Below are 22,542 nucleotides of genomic sequence, written 5' to 3'. Positions count from 1 at the left end.
GGACGCGCAGGAGGCGCGGTGCCGGTCCCGAGGACTCGCACCGCGCCTCCTGCGGTCGCCGCTCAGTAGTCGATGCGGCCCCGGCGGTCGTGGAACTCGCCGGTCGGGCCGTCGGGCCCGAGCAGGGCGAGGGCGACGGTGGCGTCCGTGCCCTCGGTCACCGTCTGGTGGCCGCCGTGCCCGTTGAAGTCGGTGGCGGTGTAGCCGGGGTCGCTGACGTTCACGCGGAAGGTCGGCAGGTTCTTGGCGTACTGCACGGTCAGGGCGATCACGGCCGCCTTCGAGGACGCGTAGGGCACCGCGGCGACGGGGTACTCGTCGTTGCCCTCGGTGCTCAGCCAGCGCGGCCAGCCGACGCCCGACGCGACGTTGACGATCACGGGACGGTCGGAGCGGCGCAGCAGGGGCATCGCGGCCTGGGTGACGCGGACGAGCCCGACGACGTTCACGTCGAGCACCTCCTGCATCGTCTCGGGGGTGAGGTCGTCGACGCCGAACGACGACCCGAGGACGCCCGCGTTGTTGACGAGGACGTCGAGCTCGGGCAGGGAGGCGAGAGCCGCGTCGACGCCGGCCTGGTCGGTGACGTCGAGCTGCACGGCGTGGGCGCCCAGGGCCCGGACGGCGTCGCCCGAGTCGAGGTCGCGCATGCCGGCGTACACGGTGTGGCCCGCCTCGAGCAGGCGGCGGGCGGTCTCGAGTCCGAGGCTCTTGTTGGCCCCGGTGATGAGTGTGGTGGTCATGGGTCCATGCTGCGCCCGGCCCCGCCTCGGCACCCAGGCCCCGCACGACGGGAGGACTGCCGGTACCACCCTCGGGCGCGCGGGCCGGGGGAGGATGGCTGCATGAGCGAGTTCGCGGACGTGTTGCGGTCGTGGCGTGACCGGGTCGGCCCGGCCGACGTGGGGCTGCCCGCGGGGGCGGGGCGACGCACGACGGGTCTCCGCCGCGAAGAGCTGGCGGCGCTCGCCGGGGTGAGCGTCGACTACGTCGTCCGCCTCGAGCAGGGTCGGGCGACCAACCCGTCCCCGCAGATGCTCCGCGCCCTGGCGGTCGCCCTGCGCCTGAGCGACGACGAACGCGACCACCTCTACCGCTCGGCCGGCGCCGCGCCTCCGTCGGCCGGGATCGTCCCACGCCACGTGGGGCCCGGCGTGCAGCGCATCGTCGACCGGCTCGGGGACGTGCCGCTGGCCGTCTTCTCGGCGACCCACGACATCCTGCTCTGGAACCCCCTCTGGGCCGCGGTGAACGGCGACCCGTCGCGCCTGGTCGGGCTCGAGCGCAACCTCGTCTGGCGTCACTTCACGTCGGGCCACGAGGGCACCGAGTTCGACGCCCGGCACGAGGAGGACTTCGCGCGCGACCTCGCCGCCGACCTGCGGGCGGCGGTGGGGCGCTATCCGTCGGACCCCTCGCTCGGCCACCTCGTGTCGCGCCTGCTCGAGACGTCGCCCGAGTTCGCACGCCGCTGGGCCGAGGCCAAGGTCGCCGAGCACCGGGCCAGTCGCAAGACGGTGACGGGCACCCCGGTCGGCCCGATCGCGATCGACTGCGACGTGCTGACCGCGCCCGGCGACCTGAGGATCGTCGTCTACACGGTCGCGCCGGGGTCCGACGACGAGGCGCGACTCGACCTGCTGCGCGTCACCGGGCTGCAGTCGATGGCGGCGACCTCGGCCGGCTGAGGCCGTGCCCGCCCGGGTCAGCCCTCGCGGGCTGCCTCGCGGGCTGCGTCCCGGGCGGCGCGAGCCCGCGCGTTGATGGCCGTGACGACCTCGGTCTTGGCGTCGGCGTAGTCGTTCATGTCGTCCCAGCGGCGGTCGAGCAGGGCCCGCTTGACGCCGGCGTACAGCTCGCGGTCGGCGGCGTCGGTGCGCAGGTGGTCGCGCAGCAGCAGGTACCCGGCGATCGCGTCGGCACCCTGCTCGTAGACGTGCACGTGGACGCTGCGCTCCGGCGTCCGCACGAGTCGGTGCCCCGGCTCGCGCACCCGCAGCTCGTAGCCCGCGGCGAGCAACGGGCCGAGGTAGTCCTCTTCCGCGGTGATGTCGGGCACCGCGACCACGACGTCGACGATCGGCTTCGCCGCGAGGCCTGGCACCGACGTCGAGCCGATGTGCTCGACCTCGACGGCGATGCCCGACGGCGCCAGGGCCTCGACGATGCGGCGTCGGTGCTCGGCGAACGCGGCAGGCCAGCGCTCGTCGTACTCGTGCAACGAGACGTGGACGGCCTCGGCGCCGCCCACGATCTCGGTGGTCGTGACGTCGGGTCGGCGGGGGGTCCGCTTGGTGGGCATCAGGAGATCCTGCCAGACGACGGAACCGGTCGACGTCGTACTAGTATCTGCGCATGCACGTAGATAAGAAGGTTTGCGGACTCGACCCGGATTCCGAGTACGTCGAACTCGCCGTCGAGGTGTTCTCGATGCTCGCCGACGCGACCCGCATCCGCATCATCCTGGCGCTTCGGAACGCCGAAGAGCTGTCGGTGAACCACCTCGCCGACATCGTCGACAAGAGCCCGGCGGCGGTGTCGCAACACCTGGCCAAGCTTCGCCTCGCCCGCATGGTGCAGCCGCGCCGTGAGGGGACGACCGCCTTCTACCGTCTGACCGACGAGCACGCGTCCGCGCTCGTCAGCGACGCCGTGAGGCAGGCAGAGCACGTCGTCGGCAACGCACCGCACCACGCAGGGGGGCAGTGAGGTGGTCGGGTACGGGCACGACCACGACCGCGACCGCGACCGCGACCGCGAGCACGAGCACGAGCACGAGCACGAGCACGAGTACGGGCGCGGGCACGGGCACGGGCACGGGCACGAGCCCGGGTACGAGCACGGGCACCCGAACGGCCGGGTGAAGGCCTGGCTCTACGACCTGTTCGTCCCGCACACGCACGACTCCGCCGATTCCGTCGACGACGCCCTCGAGGCGTCGACGGCGGGTGTCCGGGCGGTCAAGATCAGCTTGTTCGTCCTGCTCGCGACGACGGTGGTGCAGGCCGTCCTCGTCGTGGCCACCGGGTCGGTCGCCCTGCTGGCCGACACGATCCACAACTTCGCCGACGCGCTGACAGCGGTGCCTCTCTGGATCGCGTTCGTCCTCGGCCGGCGGGTCGCCACCCGCCGTCACACCTTCGGCTTCGGACGCGCCGAGGACCTCGCCGGTCTGTTCATCGTCATCGTCGTGGCCCTCTCGGCCGTGGTCGCCGGGTGGGAGGCGATCGACCGTCTCGTCCACCCGCAGCCCGTCCAGGCGCCCTGGTTGCTCGTCCTGGCCGGCCTCGTCGGTTTCGCCGGCAACGAGGTGGTCGCGATCTACCGCATCCGAGTCGGTCGCCGGATCGGCTCGGCCGCCCTGGTGGCAGACGGGGTGCACGCTCGTCTCGACGGGTTCACATCGCTGTCGGTCGTGCTGGGCGCCGTCGGGGTGCTGCTCGGCTTCCCCCTCGCGGACCCGATCATCGGCCTGCTGATCGCCGTGTCGATCATGGTCCTGCTGTGGGGCACCATGAAGTCCGTCGGGGCCCGCCTGATGGACGCCGTCGACCCCGACCTGCTCGACCGGGCCGAGCACGCACTCGAACACACCGAGGGGGTCGTCGCCGTGCGCGACCTCCGCCTGCGGTGGATCGGCCACCGGCTGACGGGGTCGGCGACCGTCCAGGTCGACACGCACGACCTGGTCGACGCGTCGCGGATCGCCGACCAAGCGGGCCTGCGCGTCCGCGGTGCGCTCCCGAACCTCGACGCCTTCACGATCACCCCGGCGCCGGTCGCCGGGCTCGCCCCTCAGGACTGATCGAGCGGCAGCCCTGCCGCGACCCAGGCCGTGGTGCCGCCGATCACGTCGACGGCGGTGATCCCTCGAGCTGACAGGGCCTCGGCCGCCCGGGAGCTCCGTGCGCCGCTCTGGCAGATCAGGTAGACAGCGGTCTCGTGCGGCATCTCGTCGAGTCGATCCGCCAGTTGCGAGGGGTGGAGGTTGAGCGCCCCGGGGACGTGGCCCTCGGCGAAGCGGTCGGCGGCTCTCACATCGATCACCAGCGGTGTCGTGAGGGCGGCCAACCGGTCGACGGTGATCTGCTCCATCTCAGCCCTCGCTCGAATCCGACCAGACCGCCTTCGCGCCCGAATCGCCGATGCGCACCGTCGTGACGATGCCGCCGATCGCGGCGACGGCGACCGCCACGGTGAGCGCGACCCCGACGATCGTGCGCGTGCCCTTCTTCAGGGTGGGATGCGGTCGCTTGGCGTCCGGGGTCAGCACGTAGTGCTGCCACGCCCACTGCGCCACGGCGGCGACGAACACCGCGATCGCCCAAGGCAACAGCGTGTCGCCGAGCTGCGTGTGCGCCTCGAGCAGGGCGCTGTGCCCGACCCTCGCCTCGAGCGATTCGCCCGACGATGTCGCGAGTGGCACCGCGACGAGCGACAGGAGGGCGACGAGCGGTGTGATGACGCCCAGTCGTCGGCGCAGCCGCGACGACACGGCACCGGCCACGATCAGCAGCGAGGCCGTCGGGAAGGCGACCGTGACGAGGTGAACGATCAGCGGGTGGAGGGGGAGTCCGTTCAGTTGCCAGTCCATGGCGTCTCTCTTCTGGTCGGGTCGGTGCGGGTGGGGTAGGTGAGGGGTCAGGCGTGGCGTGCAGTCGAGACCTCGCGCCGGGCCGACACGGTCATCGCTCCCACCACCCCGGCGATCGCCACGAGGAAGACGAGGCTCGTCGCCGTCGGACCCAGCCCGAGTCCTCCGTCGGACCGGTCTTGCGAGAGGAGGTCGCCGAGGGACGCGCCCAACGGCCGGGTGAGTACGTAGGCCGACCAGAAGGCGACGACCGCGCCGAGGCCGAGGAAACGGTGGGCCAGGGCGACGAGGGCGATGACCCCCGCGAAGACGAACACCGACGGCAGGTACCCGAGGGCGAGCTGCTCGCCCAGGAGGTCGCCGACGGCGGTTCCGAGCGCGAAGGTGACCAGGATGGTCGCCCAGTAGAAGCCTTCCCGGCGACGAGTCGTGATGTCGTGCACCGACAGCGTCCGCTCGACCGAGTACCAGACGCCGAACAGCACGGCGAGCGCGACGGAGAAGACGATGGTCGAGGTCCAGAGGCTCACCCCGAGCGAGTCGGTCAGGGTGTCGGTCAGCAGCGTCCCCACGACGCTGATGAGCACCACCGTGAGCCAATAGACCCAGGGCACGTACCGTCGCGTCCGGAACTGCAACACGAGAGCGACGACGAGCAGCGCCGTCATGACCACGCTGGTGACCGTGAGGCCGAGGCCGAGACCGTCGTTCAGGAAGTCGGCGAACGTCTCGCCCACCGTGGTGCAGAGCACCTTGACCACCCAGAAGGCCGTGGTGACCTCGGGGACCTTGTTCAGCAGCGACGCGGGTCGGCGGATCGCCGGCTCGGTGCGTTCGGCTCGTGTCGTCATGGAGGAGACCCTCGCGGGGTCTGTCCCAGAAACCGCCCAGACGCCCGATCGAGGAGGCGCGGGTCGGCTCGAACCCGCCGCTGGGCGGTTTCTGGGAGGGATGCGGCGACCCTCGGACCATGACCGCACTCGACGGAAGGCCCCCGGTGACGTCCCGGGGTGGACGACCCGCGCCTCCTGACCCTCGTCCCGACCGTCGGCCGGTCCGCCGCGACGTCGGGATCGCGGCGGCGGGTGGGGCGGGCGTCGTGGCGGTCGTCCTGGGAGGTCTGCTCATCACGTCGGGCGCCGGGGGAGTGGGGGCGGCCGACCTCGACGTCGTCGAGCGCGTCGGCCGGATGCACTCGCCCCTGCTCGACGGGGCGGCGCTGCTGATCGACCGGCTGCTCGGGCCGCAGCTCGGGGTGGCGCTCGTCCTGCTGTTGGCCGTCGCCGTGGGGGTGACGACCCGGCGGGCAGCGGAGGCGCTGACCGTCGTCGGCGTCTCGGTGCTGCCGTGGGCTGCGGCCGAGACCGTCAAGCTGGTCGTCGGACGCGACCGACCCGACCCGCGCCTCCTCGTCGACCCCCTGCTGGTCGAACCGCACTCGTTCTCGTTCCCCAGCGGCCACACCGCGCTGGCGACCGGCCTCGCCCTGGCGATCGTGCTCGTCGTGAGAGGACGGAACGGACGGCGGGGGTGGCAGCCGGTCGCCGTCGTGGCCGCGCTCGGCGTCGTCCTGGTGGCGGCCTCCCGCGTCTGGATCGGCGTGCACTACCCCACCGACACGATCGCGTCGGTGGTGCTCGGCTGCTCGGTCGTCGCCCTCGCCCTGCCCCTCTGGCGACGGATCGTCGACCGACTCGACCGACTCGACCGACTCGACCGACCTGCCACCACACCACCCGGTGCCCTGACGGCACACGACACCGAACGGAACGCCCCATGACCCTCTTCGACCCGCAGACGCTGCTCACCGCCCTCGGCCCCTGGGCCCTGGGCGGGCTGTCCCTCATGGTGTTCGTCGAGTCCGGCCTGCTCTTCCCCTTCCTGCCCGGCGACTCCCTGCTCGTCACGGCGGGGCTGCTGCACCAGGGCCTCGGGCTGAGCGTCGCGGTGATCGCCCTCTGCGCCTTCGTGGCCGCCGCGGCGGGTGACCAGGTCGGGTTCTTCCTCGGTCACCGCTTCGGTCGACGGTGGTTCCGGCCCGACGCGCGGGTGCTCAAGACGGCACACCTCGAGCGGGCCGAGGCGTTCTTCGCGCGGCACGGCGGCCCGGCGCTCGTGCTCGGCCGCTTCGTCCCGGTGGTGCGCACGTTCGTGCCGCTCGCGGCCGGGACCAGCGGCTACCCGTACCGCCGCTTCGTCGTGTGGAACCTCGCCGGGGCGTTCCTCTGGGCCGCGGGCATGACCGTGCTCGGCTCGCTCCTCGGCGGCCTGCCGTTCGTCGCCGACCACATCGACCTGCTCGCGATCGCGCTCGTCGCGGTGTCGGTGCTGCCCCTCGTGCTCACCGCTGTGCGACGATCGGCGGGGACACGACGGCGGAAGGAGGCCCTGGGTGACCGATCCTGATCCGCGCCCGCGCCTCCTGCTGGTCGAGGACGACCCCGCGCTGGGGCCGATCGTCGCCGACGTGCTCGCCGAGGCGTGGCGAGTCGACCTCGTCGCCGACGGTCGTCGGGGGCTCGACGCGGCCCGCACCGGCGTCCACGCCGTGCTGGTCGTCGACCGACGCCTGCCCGGACTCGACGGCACCGCGCTCGTCGCGGCCCTGCGTCGCGAACACGTCACCACGCCCGTGCTGATGCTCACCGCGCTCGGCTCGACGGCCGACCGGGTCGAGGGCCTCGACCTCGGAGCCGACGACTACCTCGTGAAGCCGTTCGAGTTCGACGAGCTGTTCGCGCGGCTGCGCGCCCTCACCCGGTCCTTCGCCGCCCACGAGGCGTGGCTCGACGTCGGTGCCGGCCGGTTCTTCCCCGAGAGCCGCATCGTGGTCACGCCGTGGTCGAGCCGGGTGGTGCTGAGCGACCGCGAGGCCGGCCTGCTGGCCGCGCTCGCCGAGCGGCCCGACCACACCTTCGACCGGTCCGAGCTGTTGGCGGCGGTCTTCCCCCGCGGTGAACAGCTCGGCACCGTCGACACCTACGTCAGCTACCTCCGGCGCAAGATCGATCGCGACGTCGTGTTGACCGTGCGCGGGCGCGGTTACCGGATCGGGGCGCTGTGACCGCGCGATCCCGCCGAGCAGCGGGGCGCGGTCGACGTCGCCCCGGCGCCACCCCGAGCGTGCGGCGGCCGGACCCCGACGCGGTGGCGCTCCAGGCGGCGGCTCGGTCGGTCGGTCGTCAGATCGTGCTCGTCTCCGCCGTGGTGGTCGTGGCCGCTCTCACGCTGACGATCGCGTGGGTACTGCACCAGACGGTGCCGACCGAGCGACTCGAGCAGGTCGCGGCGGCGCGGCGCGGCGAGGTCTTCGTGAGCGCCACCGACGTGGTGGCCGGCCTGGTCGTGCTCGGGCTCGCCGGTGTCGTCTTCGCCGGGGTCGTGAGCGTCGTCATCGCGCGGCGGGCCGTCCGACCGCTCGGCGACGCCCTGCGCCTGCAGCGTCGGTTCGTCGCCGACGCGAGCCACGAGTTGCGCACCCCGCTGGCCGTCCTCGACGCGCGCCTCCAGGCCCTCGAACGCGGGATCTCCGGAGGCGCGGTGTCGGCGGACGAGAAGGTCGCGTCGGACGTCGCGCACCTCCGGGACGACTCCCGGGCCCTGATCGACATCGTCGGCGACCTGCTGGAGGCCGCCGGGGGCGAGGACCACCCCGGGGACGTCCTCGGGGCCGTCGGCGTGGACGCCGTGGTGGCCGAGGTCCTCTCGTCCCTGGCCGTGCTGGCCGACCAGCGTGACGTCCGTCTCGAGCTGGTCCCCGGCGGCGAGGAGGCGCGGGTCGCAGTGCCGCGGACGAGCCTGCGACGGTCGGTCCTCGCCCTGGTCGACAACGCCCTCGGCCATGCGCCCGTGGGGTCGGTGGTCGTGACGACCGTCCGGGTCGAGGGCCGGGGCGAGGCGGCGAGCGTGGTGATCACGGTCGCCGACCAGGGGCTCGGCATCATCGGGATCGACCCCGCGCGCGTCTTCGACCGCTTCGCCCGGGCCGAGTCGCCGTCGGGCCAGACCTCGGCCCCGGTGCGTCCGAGCTTCGGCATCGGTCTCGCCCTCGTCCGCGAGATCGCCCACCGCCACGGCGGCGAGGTCCGGGTCGTGACGACGTCGGGCGCGGGCACGACGATCGAGGTCACGCTGCCGCGGGCGTCGGGCCGCATGGGTCGGGAGTAGACAGGCCGGATGGAATTCCACTTCGACGCCGACCTGTGGCGGTGGGAGAGCCGGCGAGCCTTCTACACCTTCGTCAGCCTGCCGCCCGACGTCGAGGACCACGTCCTGATGGTGGCCGGCGACCTGCTGCGCGGCTGGGGTTCCGTCCGCGTGGAGGCGCGGGTCGGCTCGTCGACGTTCACCACGTCGGTCTTCCCCCTCGGCGACGAGAACGCCTACGCCCTGCCCGTGAAGCGGGCCGTGCGCGACGCCGAGGGCCTCGGCGTCGGCGACACCGTGGGCGTCACGGTGCGCCTGCTCGACTTCTGAGCTGCCGCCGAGGTCTTGACGGCCGACACGGGCGGGGCCACGCTGTGCGTCACCACCCGTGGACCGTTCGAAGGAGAACCCCGTGGCCATGATGTTCGTCAACCTGCCCGTGACCGACCTCGACCGGGCGAAGTCGTTCTACGCGGCCCTCGGGTTCACCATCAACCCGCTCTTCACGGACGAGAACGCCGCGTGCGTGATCGTGGAGGAGGACCACAGCGCGTTCATGATCCTCCGGCGTGAGTACTTCCAGACCTTCACCGACCTGCCCATCGGTGATCCCACCACGGCCCCCTCGGTCGCCACCGCCGTCATGCTCGACTCCCGTGACGAGGTCGACACGACGGTCACCGCCGGCCTCGGCGCCGGAGGCACGGAGGCGCGCCCCGCGTCGGACTACGGCTTCATGTACCAGCGCCAGCTGACCGACCCGGACGGCAACATCCTCGAGTTCGGCTGGATGGACCCGTCGGCGGCTGAACAGGGCCCCGAGGCCTACGCCCAGCAGCAGGGCGACTGACGATCGAGTGGGCAGAAAACGTCCTTCGTGCGAGCCGGAAGGACGATTTCTGCCCACTCGACCAACCGCCTCCTCGGGGCGGGGCGGGGCGGGGCGGGGCGGGGCGGGGCCGCGCGGGGCCAGGCCGCCGCTAGCGGGCGAGCGTGTCGCGGGGGTACTCGTCGAAGCGCGCGGCGTACGACCCCGCGAACCGGCCGAAGTTGCCGAAGCCCCAGCGTCGGGCGACGTCCGAGACGCGGGTCTCGTTCGGGGCCGCCGCGAGCAGTTCGTCGTGGACGCGGTCGAGGCGCACCTGGCGCAGGTACGCCGCCGGTGACGTGCCGAGGTGTTCCTTCATCGACGTCTGCAGGGTGCGGGTGTGCATGCCCGACGCCTCGGCGATGTCGGCCGGGGTGAGCGGCTCGGCGGCGTGGGCGTGGATGTACTCGACCGCGTGCCGGACGCGGGCGGCCTCCTGTGTGCGCAGGCCGACGGGCACGTCGACGGCGCGCCACGGGAACAGGTCGAGCATGGCCCGGGCGAGGGTGAGCTGGGCCTCGAGTCGCACGAGCGGTGACGCTTGCTCGGCCACGACGGCCGCGGCGCTCGACCCGACGGCGGTCCGCCAGGCTGCGACCGCCTCGGGGAGAGGGGTGACCGCGTAGTCGAACACGACGCGCTGTGACGGTCCGCCGTGGCGTTCGGCGGCGGTCCGTTCGAGGAAGTCGCTGCCGACCTGCACCATGCCGTTCCTCCGCGGGGTCGACTCGAACGAGAAGGCCTCCTCGGCCGGCATGAGGAACGGCGTGGAGCCCTCGCTCGTGAACGTGTGGCCGCGCTGGTGCAGGGTGGTGCGTCCGCTGCGGTTCCACGCGACGATGTACTGCCCCGGGAAGGGGATCTCGCCCTGCATCGGTGCACTGAACGACGAGGTCTGCATGACGAGGCGGTCGTCGCCGGCGAGCACGTACGAGTACTCGAACGGGCTGCCCCCCGACTGGGACCGGAATCGTCGGCCCCGGTAGTGCGTCTCGAGGCGGCGGGTCGCCTCGCGGAGGTCGGTGCCGCCGTCCTGGACGCGCCGGTAGGTCGACCCGCCCCCGTCGTCGCCGCCGCCCGTGAGGTCGACGGGGTGCGCGGAGACCCCGCCGGTGGGTTCCGGTTCTCCGTCGGGCGCGCTGACGTAGAAGCTCGGCATGGGGTCCTCTCGATCCGTGGTCCTGCGGCACCGCCGTGGGCGGCACACGATGGAGACGTGGCCCGAGGGCGAAACGTCACGAATTCGTCGGACTCTCCCGGTCTTCGGTGCCGCGGGACGCGGGGAAGGGGCTCGAGGTGCCCCCAGTGGACGGGCCGGCGACCGGCGGGCGGGCGGGGCCGGCGGGGTGGGGCCGGCCGGGTCGGCCGAGCGCGCCGGGCCGGCCGGACGAGCCGTGCGCAGCCCCCGACCACGAAGGAGGCGCGGTGCCCTCGCACCGCGCCTCCTCGTCCCTGGGGTGGTCGCGTCAGTCGGCCGTGGCCACCGCGACCTCGTTGGGCGTGACGTCGAGCTCGCGCGACGACAGCACCTCGCCCGTGGTCAGGTCGACCGCGTGCACGCTGTCCGTCGCCGGCTCGGTGACGTAGCCGACGTCACCCGCGACGACGATCGCGGGGTGGGCGTCCTGCCACTCGGCCGGGCCCTCCCAGGCGCCGATCACGGGCCACGACGCCGTGAGCTCGCCGGTCGCGGGGTCGAGCACGTGCACGGCGCCGTCGGTGCCGATCAGGTACGCGAGGTCGCCCGGGCCGCGGGCGACGCCCCGGAAGGTGTACTCGACGCCCTCGGGCAGGTCGACGACGTCGAGGGTGTCGGCGGCCGTGTCGATCAGGGTGACCGCGTGCAGCAGGTAGCCCTCGGCGTCGGGGTCGTCCTTGTGGTCGCCGACGACGAGCGGGCTGGTCTCGCTGACGTACGCGTTGCCCATGCGGCCGTAGGGCTGCGAGGGCGAGGCGAGCTTGGTGATCGTCCCGTCGTGGTAGACGAGCGCTCCGTCCTCGCAGCCGAGGACGACGGCCTCGTCGGCCGCGGTGCCCTCGCCGTGGACGCCCGGGCACTCGTCGCTCTGCGCGACGACCGCACCGTCGGCGTCGCGCACCTGGATGCCCGTGCGGCCGTCGGAGTCGCCGACCGTCGTGAGGAAGGTGCCGTCCTCGAGCACGACCGAGACGCCGTGGTGGGCCTCGACGCCCTCGATCGTCTCGACCGCGGGCAGCTCGCCGTCGGTGACGGCGTCGGTCAGGTCGGCGGACTCGAACACCGTGGTGTCGCTCGTGCCGTCGGCGTAGAGGATCGTCTTGCCGCCGTGCCGGACGACGTGGCCCGCGGTGTCGGCGTCGAACACGAGGTCGGTCAGGGCGGGCTCGGACGAGCTGCCGGCCGCCGTGTCGAGCACCTGGAACCCTCCGCTCGTCGTGACCATGACGTGTCGGCCGTCGCCGGCCGGGTTGAGGCGGGTGAACTCCTCGGAGTCGAACGCGCCGACGGTCTCGAGGGTCTCGCCGTCGAGCACGGTGACGCGGCCCTCGGACGAGACGGCGAGGCGGGGGCCGGACGAGGAGGCGCCGGTCGCGTCGGCGCCGCCCGTCGCGTCGGACGCGGAGCCGGGTCCGCCGGTCGAGCAGGCGACGAGGGTCGCGGCGACGCCGAGGGCGAGCAGCGTGCCGCCGGTCCGTCGCAGGTGGGTGGTGCGCATGGGTGTTCCTCTTTCTGGTGGTCGGACGCTCACGGGGAGAGTCCGGTGGCGATGCGCTCGGTGTCGACGCGCATCATGGTCAGGTAGTCGGGGGCGTCCCCGTCGGCCGCGGTGAGCGACTCGGTGAACAGTTCGACGACGTCGACGTGGACGTCGGCCTCGCTCGCCAAGGCCTGCACGAGCCGGTCGGGCGAGGACGACTCGGCGAACACGGTGGGGACGCCCGTCGTCTCGACGGCGTCGACCAGGTCGGCGAGGTCGGACGCCGACGGCGCCGCGAGCGTCGTGCCGCCGGGGATCACGGCCCCGACGACGTCGAAGTCGAACCGGTCGGCGAGGTAGCCGAAGACGTGGTGGTTCGTCACGAGTGCGCGCCGTTCGGCGGGGATCGCGGCGAAGGCGTCGACCATGTCGGCGTCGAGCCGGTCGAGCCCGGCCCGGTAGTCGGTGGTGCGCGCGGTGAGCGCCGCGGCGTCGACGCCGTCGACCTCGGCGAGCACCGGCCCGAGGGCGTCGACGACGTCGAGCATGCGGCCCGGGTCGGTCCAGAAGTGCGGGTCGGGGGTGCCGGCGGCGTCGCCGTCGCGGTAGTCGAGGACGTCGATCGCGTCCGCGGCGACGAACGAGGCCACGCCGGAGTCGACCGCCGCGTCGAGGTGCTGCTGCAGCCCCTCCTCGAGGCCGAGGCCGTTCGAGACGACGAGGTCGGCCGCCCGCATCCGTGCCGCCTGCTGCGCCGAGATCTCGAACGAGTGCGGGTCGGCGTCCGGCTTCATCAGGGTGACGACCTCGGCCTGGTCGCCGACCAGTTCGTCGACGACGTCGCCGAGGATGTTCGTCGACACGAACACGACCGGACGGTCGTCGCCGGCGGGTGCGCAGCCGGTCAGGGCCAGCGCGGCCGCGACGGTGACGGCGGCGGCGCGGACAACAGCGACGCGGACAGCGGCGACGCGGGCGGCGGTGCTGCGGCTGGCGGTGGCGAGCCCGGCCCGGCGGCGGGCCGTCGACGGCGCCCTCATCGACCCGTCTCCGCGACGAAGGCCGGCTCGCCCGCCGTCTCGAAGCTGCGGGCGATCCGCGCGCCGTCGGCGGCGTCGATCTCGTACAGCCGCCCCTCGACCGGGGCCGAGAGGTACGCGCGCTGCTGGTCGGCGATCAGCGTCGGCGTCCGGCCCGCGGCGAGCGAGTCCGCGACGAGCGGCGCGGTCTCGGCGACGACCTGGCCGGTGGCGCCGTCGAGGACGAGCACGCGGCCGTCCCGGGCGAGGGCGAGGAGGCGCTGGTCGGCGTCGTCCACGGCGGTCACCGTGACCAGCGGGGTCGGTGCCGGCAGCAGCGTCCAGGCCCGGGCCCGGGTGTCGAGCAACCAGACGCCCGCGGAGCCGGCGAGCCCGGCCACGGTGGGTCGCCCCTCCCGGTTGTCGAACGCGGTGGCCGGGGCCGCCGTGCCGCCCGACGACGGGGTCGAGCCGGCCGGGTAGGGGATGCGTTCGACGACGAGCTCGTCGTCGGCGACGGTCGCGAGCAGGGCGCCGTCCGAGCAGCCGACGACCGCCCCGACGCGGGTCGTGATCGTGCCCGAGGCGTCCGGGCAGGCCTCGCGCAGGCCCGTCTCGTCACCGTCGGCGGTGCGTCCGACGAGCGTCGTCGCCTCGCCGCGCCCCTCGGTCACCAGGGCGTACGAGCCCACGGGGACGACCATGCCGGTGCCCGGTTCGCCGTCGAGTCGGAACCGCTCCCGCAGCTCGCCCCGGGACAGCGCCTCGGTGTCGAGCAGCACGGCGTCGCCCGAGCCGGCGAAGTGCACGCCGGTCGAACCCGAGGTCGACAGGTTCGTGGTCGCGACGGTCGCCGCGCCGTCGCCCTCGACGGTGCCGAGGAGGCGCGGGTCGGCCCGGTAGTAGTGGAAGTGGTCCCCGTGGTCCCACGTCCAGACCCCGCTGTCGACGACCTCGAGGCCGCCGGCGGTCTCGGCGAACAGGTACCGCCCGTCGGTCTCCACGGCGGTCGGGGCGTCGACCGACCCGAGCTCGACGACGCCCTCGTCGAGCAGGTCGAGGTGGGCGACCGTGCCCGACGGGTCGATCGTGGTGAGGCCGAGACGGGGCTCGGCGAGTTCCTCGGCGCCCGCGACGGCGCCGTGGCCCTCGCCGCTGGCGCCGGTCTCGTCGGCCGTCGTCCCGGCGGCGGGGTCGTCGCCCGGCGAGGTGTCGGTCGAGCAGGCGGTCAGCCCGAGGGCGAGCGTACCGAGCAGGCAGGTCGTGAGGAGGGGGGATCGCATGCGGTCCTTCCGGGTGGGCGTGGGGTGGGACGGGGAGACGGGCGGGGGAGTGCGGACGGGGGGAGTGCGGGCGGGTCAGGAGACGGGGGTCGCGACGGGCGCCGTGCCCGTGCGACCCGGGGCGGCGGTGTCGACCCGACGTGCCCGCCGACGGCCGAGGGCGGCGTGGCCGGCCCCCGAGAGGCCGGCGAACGCGATGGCCGTCGCCGCGATCGAGGCGCCGGCGGCCGTCGCGGCGTGCCACGAGACGAGCAAGCCGACGGCGACGGCGAGCACGCCGACGGCCGAGGCGAGGACCATCCGCGTGGGCAGGCGCGTCGTCCAGTGGCCCGCGGCGACGGCCGGTGCGAGCAGCAGTCCGACGACGAGCAACGACCCGACGGCCTGGTACGAGGCGACGACGGCGAGCGTGACCAGTCCCACGAGCACGGCCTGGGCCGAGCGCGGACCGAGCCCCAGCACGGCGGCCAGGCGCGGGTCGAGGGCGAGGGCCAGCAGGGGGCGGTGGAAGGCGGCCGCGAGGCCGACGCCGACGATCGTCGCGCCGGCGAGCAGGCCGAGGTCCGCCGTCGTGATCGCGAGGACGTCGCCGAACAGGATCGACGTGGCGTCGGTGGCGAAGCTGCCCGAGTGCGAGATGACGACGACGCCGAGGGCGAGCATCGCGACGAAGAGGAGGCCGATGCTCGTGTCGTACGACAGGCGACCGCGTCGTTGCAGCGCCGCCACGCCGAGGCTCATGACGACGGCGCTGAGGGCCCCGCCGACGAGGACGGGCGCACCGAGCACGGTCGCGAGGGCGACGCCGGGCAGCATGCCGTGCGCGAGCGCCTCGCCGAGGAAGGCCATGCCGCGCACCACGACCCAGGTGCCGACGACGCCGCAGAGGATCGCGACGAGGCCGCCGCCGACGAGGGCGCGCTGGACGAAGTCGAGCGAGAACGGCTCGAGGACGGCGGTGGAGAGGAAGGACACGAGACACGACCGTAGCTGAGAATGAGAACGCTTATCAACTAGGCTGACGGCATGACGACGACCACCGCCGCCGCTCCCTCGTCCCTGGCGCGCCTCCTCGGGGTGGGGTGCACGTTCGGTGACCGGATGGCCCTGGCCGACGTCGACCTCGACGTGCGCGGCGGTGCCCTGACGGTGGTCGCGGGCCCCAACGGCGCCGGCAAGTCGACGCTGCTCGAGGTCGTCGCGGGCGTCCGCGAACCGTCGTCGGGCACGCGCTCGACGACGTCGACGATCGCCTTCGTCCCGCAGCGCACGTCGATCCCGGACGGGCTCCCGGTCACCGTGCGCGACGTCGTGACGGTCGGTGCCTGGGGTCGCGTGGGCCGGTGGCGTCCCCTCGACCGTCGAGCCCGCGCCGCCGTCGACGAGGCGCTCGAGCGCCTGCACGTCGCCGACCTGGCGCCCCGACCCTTCGCCGCGCTCTCGGGTGGCCAGCGGCAGCGTGCGCTCCTGGCCCACGGACTCGCGCGCGGGGCCGACCTGCTGCTGCTCGACGAGCCCACGACCGGGCTCGACGCCGACAGCGCGGACCGCATCCGGGCCACGCTGCTCGACGAGGCGGCCCGGGGCACGGGGGTGCTCGCGGTCTCGCACGATCCGTTGCTGCTCGACGCCGCGCACCACGTGGTGCGGCTCGAGGCCGGTCGGGTCGTGTGAGGCGGCTCGGGGTCCGACACGGTCCGGCACGGTCGCGAGGTCCGGGCCGGCCACCCGGCACGAGGTGGCACTGGCGACGAGGAGGCGCGGTGCGGCACAGTGGCGTCGTGACCGACCGCAGACCCTCGCCTCCCGCCGGCCCCGCCGCTCCCTCGCCGTCCGCCCCGACCGTCGAGGTGCTGCACCTCACGGCCTTCGCCGACGGACCGGGCGGCGGCAACCCGGCCGGCGTCGTGCTCGACGCGTCGGCCCTCTCGGCCGCCGACATGCGGCGGATCGCCGCCGAGGTGGGGTACGCCGAGACGGCGTTCGTGATCGATCCGTCCCGCGCCGGCGACGACCGGCACATGGTCGTGCGCTACTTCTCGCCCGGGGCCGAGGTCCCGTTCTGCGGGCACGCGACGATCGCCACCGCCGTCGCCCTGGCCGAGCGTCGCGGGGTCGGAGCGTTCACGCTCGAGACGGCGGTCGGGCCGGTCGTGATCGAGACCTCGCGTGGGGGTGCCGACGCCGTCGCGGGCCCGGTGACGGCGTCGTTCACGAGCGTCGACCCCGTCGTGCGCGACCTGGACCCGACCGTCGCCGACCGGTTGCTGGCGCTGCTCGGCCTCACGCACGCCGACCTCGACGAGCGTCGTCCGCTGCGGGAGTCCTTCGCGGGCAACCGGCACCCCGTGGTGGCGGTCCGCGACCAGCGGGTCTTCGACGCCTTCGGGTTCGACCCGGTCGCCGTGCGGGCCCTCATGGACGAACAGGGCTGGGCGGGCACGATCACGGTGATCCACGCCCAGGGTGTCGACGAGTCCGGGGCGACCGTGGTCGAGGCACGCAACCTGTTCCCCGTCGGCTCCCTCACCGAGGACCCGGCGACGGGGTCGGCGGCCGCGTCGCTGGGCGGCTACCTCCGCGCACTCGACCTGATCGCGCCTCCTGCCCGCGTCGTGGTGAGGCAGGGGCGGCACGTGGGGCGTCCGAGCCGCCTCGTGGTCGACGTCCCGGTCGTCGGCGGCGTCACGGTCACCGGCACGGCGACGCCGCTCACCCGCTGACCCGCTGACCCGCTGACCGGTCGGCCTCCGCGGCCGCACGCCGCGCGCCCCACGACGACGGACCCCGTGTCGAGCGACGCGCCCGGACGCTTCCGGGTGCATCGCTCGACACGGGGTCGTGGGGCGTCGTGCCTCAGTCGCGGGTGAGTCGACGCCGGCGGGCGATCAGGGCGCCCGCCCCGGCGAGCACGAGCAGCAGGGCCGCGGCCGCTGCCCATCGGGCGTCCGAACCGGTGAAGGCGAGCTGCCCGTCGACCGTCGCCGGGGCCGAGCCCTGACCGATCGGCGTCACGCCCGTGCCGGGATCGGCGGGGGCAGCGGGGTCGCCGGGCGTGCCGGGCGTCCCGGGGTTGCCGGGCGTCCCGGGGTTGCCGGGCGTCCCGGGGGTGCCGGGGTCGCCGGGCGTCCCGGGCTCGGCCGCCACGCCGGGGAACGTCCCGGCGCGCAGCGAGAACCCGTCGGTGTCGTTGTCGTCCGCGTAGAACGTCTGGCGGAACCCGTCGACGCTCGTCGCCGCCGGGGCGATCGCGAAGCCTTCGTTGGCGAGCCCGCGGTCGGCGTTCGTCGGTGCCTCGTAGACGACGTCCTCGGCGAACGACCCCGACTCGTCGACCGAGAACAGCGCCGTGCGGCCCGAGCAGGCCTCGTCGCAGACGACCCAGAGCGAGTCGAGGTCGGCGTCGAACTGCAGGTCGGCGACCAGGGCGAACGACGTCGCGATGGTGGCGACGCGCTCGAACGAACCGTCGTCCATCAGGGCGTAGGCGTAGACGCTCGCGGTGCCCTCGACGCCGACGAAGAAGAGCCCGTCACCGTGGCCGGCGTACGTCGCGGGGTCGTAGGAGGCGCCGGTCGCCTCGTCGACGAACCCCGCCTCGGTCAGCCAGGCGTCGGGCACCCAGGTGATGCCCTCGAGGCCCGCGTTGGCCCCCAGGCCGGGGAAGTCCGCGGCGAGGTTCCACTCGTCGGTGGCGACCAGGGTCGTGGCCGGGCTCGCGGTCGCGGCGTCGTAGCGCAGCACCGAGGGGCGGCTGACCGAGCCGGAGGCGTTGTTGCGCTCGGTCGACACGTAGACGCCGCCCGCGGACGAGTCGTCGGCGACCGTGACGCCCTCGGCGTCCACGATGTCGGTCGCGACCCCGCTCGGGTACAGCAGCTTCTTGCCGGCAGCCCAGCCGTCGGTCGTCTGCGGGGCCCACCCGCCGGCGCCGTCCGAGACGATGCGGTAGAGCAGGCCGTCGCCGTTCTGCACCGCCCAGAGCGTGCCGGGGGTCGCGGTGCCGGTCGGCTCGTAGTCGAGACCGCTCAGGTCACCGGTGAAGGTGCCCTCGTCGTCCAGGGGGACCTCGTCGGGTCCGCCGGGCCAGGCCGTCGGCACGGAGACGCCGGCGAAGGTGTTGGCGGAGCCCTTGGTCGGGGCCGACGTGACGGCGAAGTCGCCCGTGCCGTCGGGGCCGCGGCCGTAGGTGGTGGCGGCGTGCGAGGTCCACGAGTACTCGTCGGCGAGGGTCGAACCGTCGGCCGCCGTCGTGCCGTCCGGCAGCAGCAGGCGCACCGAGTCGGCACCGCCCAGTCCGAAGTCGAAGCCGGCCGAGGTCGGGGTCTGCTCGTCGAGGACGACGAAGCCGCCGGGGGCGACGACGGTCCCGGCGGGGACGACGTAGCGGTGCGTCGGGTCGGAGTCGGTCAGCACGTAGCCGCCGAGGTCGACCGACGAGGTGCCCACGGTCGTGAGCTCGACCCAGTCGCCGGGCGTGCCTCCCTGGCTCTCGACCTCGTTGATGCGCACGGGCGACGAGCAGTCGTTCGCCGCGCCCTTCGTGGTCGCGGTCGTCGTCGTCAGCTCGCCGGTGCCGTCGGGGCAGCGGCCGTAGCTGACGGTGCTGTGGACGCTCCAGGCGTACGACGCGACGAGCGTGCCCGCCGTGTCGAACAGTCGTGCCGAGTCGGGCTGGCCGAGTCCGAAGTCGAAGCCGACCGGGTTCGAGCCCGAGGCCTGGTCGATCACGAAGAAGGCGCCGGGCTGCACGACCGAACCGGTGGGCAGGGTGAAGGGCGTGCGCACGTCGTCCTCGTCGCGGAAGGTGTAGCCCGAGACGTCGACGGGCGCCGTGCCGACGTTCGTCAGTTCGACCCAGTCGGTGTCGTCGCCGTTCGACTCGACCTCGTTGATCACGACGTCGGTCGTGGCGGGCACGGCGGGGGTCGTCGGGTCGGTCGGGGCGGGGTCCGTCGGGTCGGTCGGAGCCGGTGTCGTCGCGCACTCGTTGGCGGTGCCTCGCGTCCCGGCTGCCGTCGTCGCGAACTCGCCGGTGCCGTCGGCGCAGCGGCCGTAGGTCGTCGTCGGGAACTGCGTCCAGGCGTACGAGTCGAGCAGGGTCGTGCCGTCGGCGGCGTAGAGCCGGACGGCGTCGGCGCGTCCGAGTCCGTAGGCGGCGGCGCCCCACACGGCGTCGTCGGCGACGTCGACGACCAGGCGCTCGCCGGCGGCGAGGACCGTGCCCGCGGGCAGCGCGAGCGTCCGCGTGTCCTTGTCGTCCCGCAGCACGAAGCCCGACACGTCGGTCGGGGTCTGGCCGGTGTTGAGCAGTTCGACCCAGTCGTCGGTCGTGTCGATCTCGTTGACGACGACGTCGGCGTCGGCCGCGAGGGCGGGCAGGGCGCTCGTGGCCACGAGCCCGGCGGCGGCGATCGAGCCGGCCAGGGTCAGGGCGCCGAGGCGGAGCAGGGGCGTGCGCATTCGGGTGTCCGTTTCGTCGGGTGTGGACCGAACCATCTCGGACGGAAGCGACGCCCGGGTGAACGCCCCGTGAACGCCGGCACCTCGTGCCCCGGCGGCGCGACGGGACTAGCGTCACGCACATGGCATCCGAGGCGACGACCCTGCGGGTGGGCGACCGCGACGTCCGCATCAGCAGTCCGTCCCGCGTGCTCTGGCCCGACCTCGGCGTGACCAAGCTCGACCTGGCGCGCTACCTGGTCGAGGTCGGCACGCCCTTCGTCGCGGCGAACGGCGACCGTCCGATCTCGCTGCAGCGGTTCGGCGGCGACGTCGACGGCGACCAGTACTTCTCGAAGAACCCGCCCCGCGGCACGCCCGAGTACGTCCGGGCCGTCGACGTCACCTACCCGAGCGGCCGCGTGCACCCGCAGCTCGTGATCGACGAGCCGGCCGCCGCGGTCTGGGCGGCCCAGATGAACACCCTGGTCTTCCACCCGTGGGCCTCGCGCGCCGAGCAGCACGACCTGCCCGACCAGCTGAGCATCGACCTCGACCCGCAGCCGGGCACGAGCTTCGCCGACGCCGTGACGGCCGCGGTCGACCTCCGGGCCGTGCTCGACGAGGCCGGTCTCACCGCGTTCGTCAAGACGAGCGGCAACCGGGGCCTGCACGTCTTCGCGCCGATCGAGCCGACGCACGAGTTCCTGGAGGTGCGGCACGCCGTGATCGCCGCCGCCCGCGAACTCGAACGCCGCACCCCCGACCGCGTCACCACCGCGTGGTGGAAGGAGGAACGCGGCGACCGCCTCTTCGTCGACTACAACCAGGCCAATCGCGACCGCACCATGGCGGGGGCCTGGTCTCCCCGGGCGCTGCCCCGCGCCTCCGTGTCCCTGCCGGTCACATGGGACGACCTGCCCGGCATCGACCCGGCCGAGCACACCGTGCTGACGGTGCCCGAGCGGCTGCAGACCCACGGCGACCCGTGGGCCTCGATGCACGAGTCGCCGGGGCGCATCGACACGTTGCTCGCCTGGTGGGAACGCGACGTCGCCGACGGCCTCGGCGAACTGCCCTTCCCGCCGGACTTCCCGAAGATGCCCGGCGAGCCGCCCCGCGTGCAGCCCAGCCGGGCGCGGAAGCCCGCCGACGACTGACCCGCAGCACACCGCGTCTCGTGCACGGCACCGCGTCTTGTCGGTGTGCGATGCCCGAAACGCGGTGCCCTGTGCCCGACGAAGCGCGGGTCGCCTAGGCGAGCACCTCGCCCAGGTCGTACGCCGCCGGGACCTCGAGCTGGTCGAAACCGCACGAGCGCGCCTCGCGGTCGTCGCGCCACCGTTCGACCTGCACGGTGTGGCGGAAGCGGGAGCCCTCCATCTGGTCGTACCGCACCTCGACCACGCGCTCGGGGCGCAGCGGGACGAACGACACGTCCTTGCCCGACGAGAAGCGGCTGCGCTCGGTCTCGGCGTGCCGCACCTCGCCGTCGTCGTCACGGTCGACGAATGGCGCCAACTCGTCGACGAGCTCGAGGCGACGGGCGTCCGAGAACGCGGACGCGCCTCCGACGTTCGTCAGCTCGCCGTCGGCGTCGTACAGCCCGAGCAACAGCGACCCCACGCCCGAACCGCTCTTGTGGACGCGGTAGCCGAGCACCACCACGTCCGCGGTGCGGTGGTGCTTGACCTTCAGCATGGTGCGCTTGCCGGGAGCGTAGGAGGCGCGGGCCGGCTTGGCCACGACCCCGTCGAGCCCGGCGCCCTCGAACTCGGTCAGCCACCGGCGGGCGGTCGCGACGTCGTCGGTGGCCCGGCTGACGTGCAGGGGGCGGTCCGCGCCTCCTGCCGTGCCGTCGGCGCCTTCGTCGGGGCCTCCCTCGACGCCTCCCTCGGGGCCGAGCGTCTCGAGCAGCAGCGCGCGGCGTTCGGCGAACGGGGTGTCGAGCAGGTCGCGCCCGCCGAGGGCGAGCAGGTCGAACGCGACGAACATCGCGGGGGTCTCGGCGCTGAGCTTCGCGACGCGCGAGGCGGCCGGGTGGATGCGCTGGCCGAGCGCGTCCCAGTCCAGGCGTTCGTGGCCGGGGTCGCCGGTCCGCACGACGATCTCGCCGTCGAGCACGCAGGGCCCTGGCAGGAGGCGGGCGAGGGCCTCGACCAGCTCGGGGAAGTAGCGGGTCAGCATCTTCGACCCGCGGCTGCCGATCTCGACGGTGAGCGGGGCGTCGGGGTCGTCGGCGTCGGAGTCGGCGCGTTCCGCGTAGACGATGCCGCGGAACCCGTCCCATTTGGGTTCGTAGACGAGCCCGCCCTCGACGGAGTCGGGCTCGGGCACGTCGGCCACGGCCTTCGCGAGCATGGGGACGATCGGTTCGGCGGCGGTCGGGATCATGCGCCGAGTCTGCTCTCGACGGGCGGGCGTGCGGCCAGACCCCGCAGAACCGCCGAGACCCCCGTGCGCGCCGACGGGTCTCGGCGACGTCCTCGGGTGTGAACGCTCGACGTGACCC

Annotated in this window: 24 protein-coding genes; 12 read left to right on the top strand and 12 right to left on the bottom strand. The window is 73.8% G+C overall.

Going from position 1 to position 22,542, the window contains the following annotated elements:
* Nucleotides 1–62: 62 nt before the first annotated feature.
* A complete protein-coding gene (locus OVA02_RS16550) occupies nt 63–743 on the bottom strand; it encodes an SDR family NAD(P)-dependent oxidoreductase (protein ID WP_267658850.1) in 681 nt (226 codons plus the stop codon).
* Nucleotides 744–845: 102 nt separating this feature from the next.
* On the opposite strand from OVA02_RS16550, the gene OVA02_RS16545 reads away from it, so the two are divergent.
* Nucleotides 846–1,688, top strand: coding sequence for a helix-turn-helix transcriptional regulator (locus OVA02_RS16545; protein ID WP_267658849.1), 843 nt, complete (start codon nt 846–848; stop codon nt 1,686–1,688).
* A gap of 17 nt (nt 1,689–1,705) precedes the next feature.
* Here OVA02_RS16545 and OVA02_RS16540 read toward each other — a convergent pair whose 3' ends face one another.
* Nucleotides 1,706–2,302, bottom strand: coding sequence for a GrpB family protein (locus OVA02_RS16540; RefSeq protein ID WP_267658848.1), 597 nt, complete (start codon nt 2,300–2,302; stop codon nt 1,706–1,708).
* A gap of 53 nt (nt 2,303–2,355) precedes the next feature.
* Here OVA02_RS16540 and OVA02_RS16535 point away from each other — a divergent pair, with 53 nt between their 5' ends.
* Together OVA02_RS16535 and OVA02_RS16530 are read left to right on the top strand one after the other, a co-directional pair.
* On the top strand, nt 2,356–2,709 hold the full coding sequence (locus tag OVA02_RS16535) for an ArsR/SmtB family transcription factor (RefSeq protein ID WP_056046956.1): 354 nt from the start codon (nt 2,356–2,358) through the stop codon (nt 2,707–2,709).
* Between the two features lies 1 nt (nt 2,710).
* On the top strand, nt 2,711–3,805 hold the full coding sequence (locus OVA02_RS16530) for a cation diffusion facilitator family transporter (RefSeq protein WP_267658847.1): 1,095 nt from the start codon (nt 2,711–2,713) through the stop codon (nt 3,803–3,805).
* Here OVA02_RS16530 and OVA02_RS16525 read toward each other — a convergent pair.
* From OVA02_RS16525 to OVA02_RS16515, 3 genes are read right to left on the bottom strand one after another with little or no spacing between them, the layout of a single operon-like run.
* Entirely contained in the window at nt 3,796–4,095 is a 300-nt protein-coding gene (locus tag OVA02_RS16525; protein WP_267658846.1) for a rhodanese-like domain-containing protein, read from the bottom strand. The genes OVA02_RS16530 and OVA02_RS16525 overlap by 10 nt on opposite strands.
* 1 nt (nt 4,096) lies before the next feature.
* Nucleotides 4,097–4,594 carry a DUF2231 domain-containing protein gene (locus OVA02_RS16520; protein ID WP_043595663.1) on the bottom strand — a complete coding sequence of 166 codons (498 nt, stop codon included), beginning with the start codon at nt 4,592–4,594 and terminating at the stop codon, nt 4,097–4,099.
* A 47-nt stretch (nt 4,595–4,641) separates the two neighbouring features.
* Nucleotides 4,642–5,445: a hypothetical protein gene (locus OVA02_RS16515; protein WP_267658845.1), complete on the bottom strand. Its 804-nt coding sequence runs from the start codon at nt 5,443–5,445 to the stop codon at nt 4,642–4,644.
* Nucleotides 5,446–5,564: 119 nt separating this feature from the next.
* Here OVA02_RS16515 and OVA02_RS16510 point away from each other — a divergent pair, with 119 nt between their 5' ends.
* The 6 genes from OVA02_RS16510 to OVA02_RS16485 all read left to right on the top strand — a co-directional run bounded on the left by OVA02_RS16510 (nt 5,565) and on the right by OVA02_RS16485 (nt 9,590).
* Nucleotides 5,565–6,374 carry a phosphatase PAP2 family protein gene (locus OVA02_RS16510; RefSeq protein ID WP_267658844.1) on the top strand — a complete coding sequence of 270 codons (810 nt, stop codon included), beginning with the start codon at nt 5,565–5,567 and terminating at the stop codon, nt 6,372–6,374.
* On the top strand, nt 6,371–7,000 hold the full coding sequence (locus OVA02_RS16505; protein ID WP_056046951.1) for a DedA family protein: 630 nt from the start codon (nt 6,371–6,373) through the stop codon (nt 6,998–7,000). The genes OVA02_RS16510 and OVA02_RS16505 overlap by 4 nt, the downstream gene beginning before the upstream one ends.
* Nucleotides 6,987–7,658: a response regulator transcription factor gene (locus OVA02_RS16500; protein ID WP_056046949.1), complete on the top strand. Its 672-nt coding sequence runs from the start codon at nt 6,987–6,989 to the stop codon at nt 7,656–7,658. The genes OVA02_RS16505 and OVA02_RS16500 overlap by 14 nt, the downstream gene beginning before the upstream one ends.
* 83 nt (nt 7,659–7,741) lie before the next feature.
* Nucleotides 7,742–8,761 carry a sensor histidine kinase gene (locus OVA02_RS16495; protein WP_157485387.1) on the top strand — a complete coding sequence of 340 codons (1,020 nt, stop codon included), beginning with the start codon at nt 7,742–7,744 and terminating at the stop codon, nt 8,759–8,761.
* A 9-nt stretch (nt 8,762–8,770) separates the two neighbouring features.
* Nucleotides 8,771–9,070, top strand: coding sequence for a DUF1905 domain-containing protein (locus tag OVA02_RS16490; protein WP_056046945.1), 300 nt, complete (start codon nt 8,771–8,773; stop codon nt 9,068–9,070).
* A gap of 82 nt (nt 9,071–9,152) precedes the next feature.
* The gene (locus OVA02_RS16485; protein ID WP_157485471.1) at nt 9,153–9,590 is read left to right on the top strand and encodes a VOC family protein; all 438 of its coding nucleotides are present in this window, start codon (nt 9,153–9,155) and stop codon (nt 9,588–9,590) included.
* A 130-nt stretch (nt 9,591–9,720) separates the two neighbouring features.
* On the opposite strand, the gene OVA02_RS16480 is transcribed toward OVA02_RS16485, so the two are convergent.
* The 5 genes from OVA02_RS16480 to aztB form a co-directional block, all read right to left on the bottom strand.
* Nucleotides 9,721–10,767 carry a helix-turn-helix transcriptional regulator gene (locus OVA02_RS16480; RefSeq protein WP_267658843.1) on the bottom strand — a complete coding sequence of 349 codons (1,047 nt, stop codon included), beginning with the start codon at nt 10,765–10,767 and terminating at the stop codon, nt 9,721–9,723.
* A 307-nt stretch (nt 10,768–11,074) separates the two neighbouring features.
* On the bottom strand, nt 11,075–12,304 hold the full coding sequence (gene aztD, locus OVA02_RS16475; protein WP_267658842.1) for a zinc metallochaperone AztD: 1,230 nt from the start codon (nt 12,302–12,304) through the stop codon (nt 11,075–11,077).
* A 29-nt stretch (nt 12,305–12,333) separates the two neighbouring features.
* Nucleotides 12,334–13,326 (bottom strand): zinc ABC transporter substrate-binding protein AztC, encoded by a 993-nt coding sequence (aztC, locus tag OVA02_RS16470; protein WP_267658841.1) that lies wholly within the window; start codon nt 13,324–13,326, stop codon nt 12,334–12,336.
* The gene (locus tag OVA02_RS16465) at nt 13,323–14,588 is read right to left on the bottom strand and encodes an ABC transporter (protein ID WP_267658840.1); all 1,266 of its coding nucleotides are present in this window, start codon (nt 14,586–14,588) and stop codon (nt 13,323–13,325) included. Before OVA02_RS16465 ends, aztC begins: the two co-directional genes overlap by 4 nt.
* 75 nt (nt 14,589–14,663) lie before the next feature.
* Nucleotides 14,664–15,563: a zinc ABC transporter permease AztB gene (gene aztB / locus OVA02_RS16460; protein ID WP_267658839.1), complete on the bottom strand. Its 900-nt coding sequence runs from the start codon at nt 15,561–15,563 to the stop codon at nt 14,664–14,666.
* Nucleotides 15,564–15,614: 51 nt separating this feature from the next.
* Between aztB and aztA the strand changes: the two genes are divergently transcribed.
* On the top strand, nt 15,615–16,262 hold the full coding sequence (gene aztA, locus OVA02_RS16455) for a zinc ABC transporter ATP-binding protein AztA (RefSeq protein ID WP_192124314.1): 648 nt from the start codon (nt 15,615–15,617) through the stop codon (nt 16,260–16,262).
* Between the two features lie 107 nt (nt 16,263–16,369).
* The gene (locus OVA02_RS16450; protein WP_267658838.1) at nt 16,370–17,311 is read left to right on the top strand and encodes a PhzF family phenazine biosynthesis protein; all 942 of its coding nucleotides are present in this window, start codon (nt 16,370–16,372) and stop codon (nt 17,309–17,311) included.
* Nucleotides 17,312–17,444: 133 nt separating this feature from the next.
* Here OVA02_RS16450 and OVA02_RS16445 read toward each other — a convergent pair whose 3' ends face one another.
* Nucleotides 17,445–20,051 (bottom strand): lamin tail domain-containing protein, encoded by a 2,607-nt coding sequence (locus tag OVA02_RS16445; RefSeq protein ID WP_267658837.1) that lies wholly within the window; start codon nt 20,049–20,051, stop codon nt 17,445–17,447.
* A 122-nt stretch (nt 20,052–20,173) separates the two neighbouring features.
* On the opposite strand from OVA02_RS16445, the gene ligD reads away from it, so the two are divergent.
* Entirely contained in the window at nt 20,174–21,190 is a 1,017-nt protein-coding gene (ligD, locus tag OVA02_RS16440) for a non-homologous end-joining DNA ligase (RefSeq protein WP_267658836.1), read from the top strand.
* A gap of 94 nt (nt 21,191–21,284) precedes the next feature.
* On the opposite strand, the gene OVA02_RS16435 is transcribed toward ligD, so the two are convergent.
* Complete coding sequence (locus tag OVA02_RS16435) at nt 21,285–22,424, bottom strand: ATP-dependent DNA ligase (RefSeq protein WP_267658835.1); 1,140 nt, start codon at nt 22,422–22,424, stop codon at nt 21,285–21,287.
* Nucleotides 22,425–22,542 lie beyond the last annotated feature (118 nt).

It is taken from the genome of Frigoribacterium sp. SL97, from assembly GCF_026625765.1.
Classification (GTDB): Bacteria; Actinomycetota; Actinomycetes; order Actinomycetales; family Microbacteriaceae; genus Frigoribacterium.
This window is presented reverse-complemented; position numbering and strand designations above follow the sequence as displayed.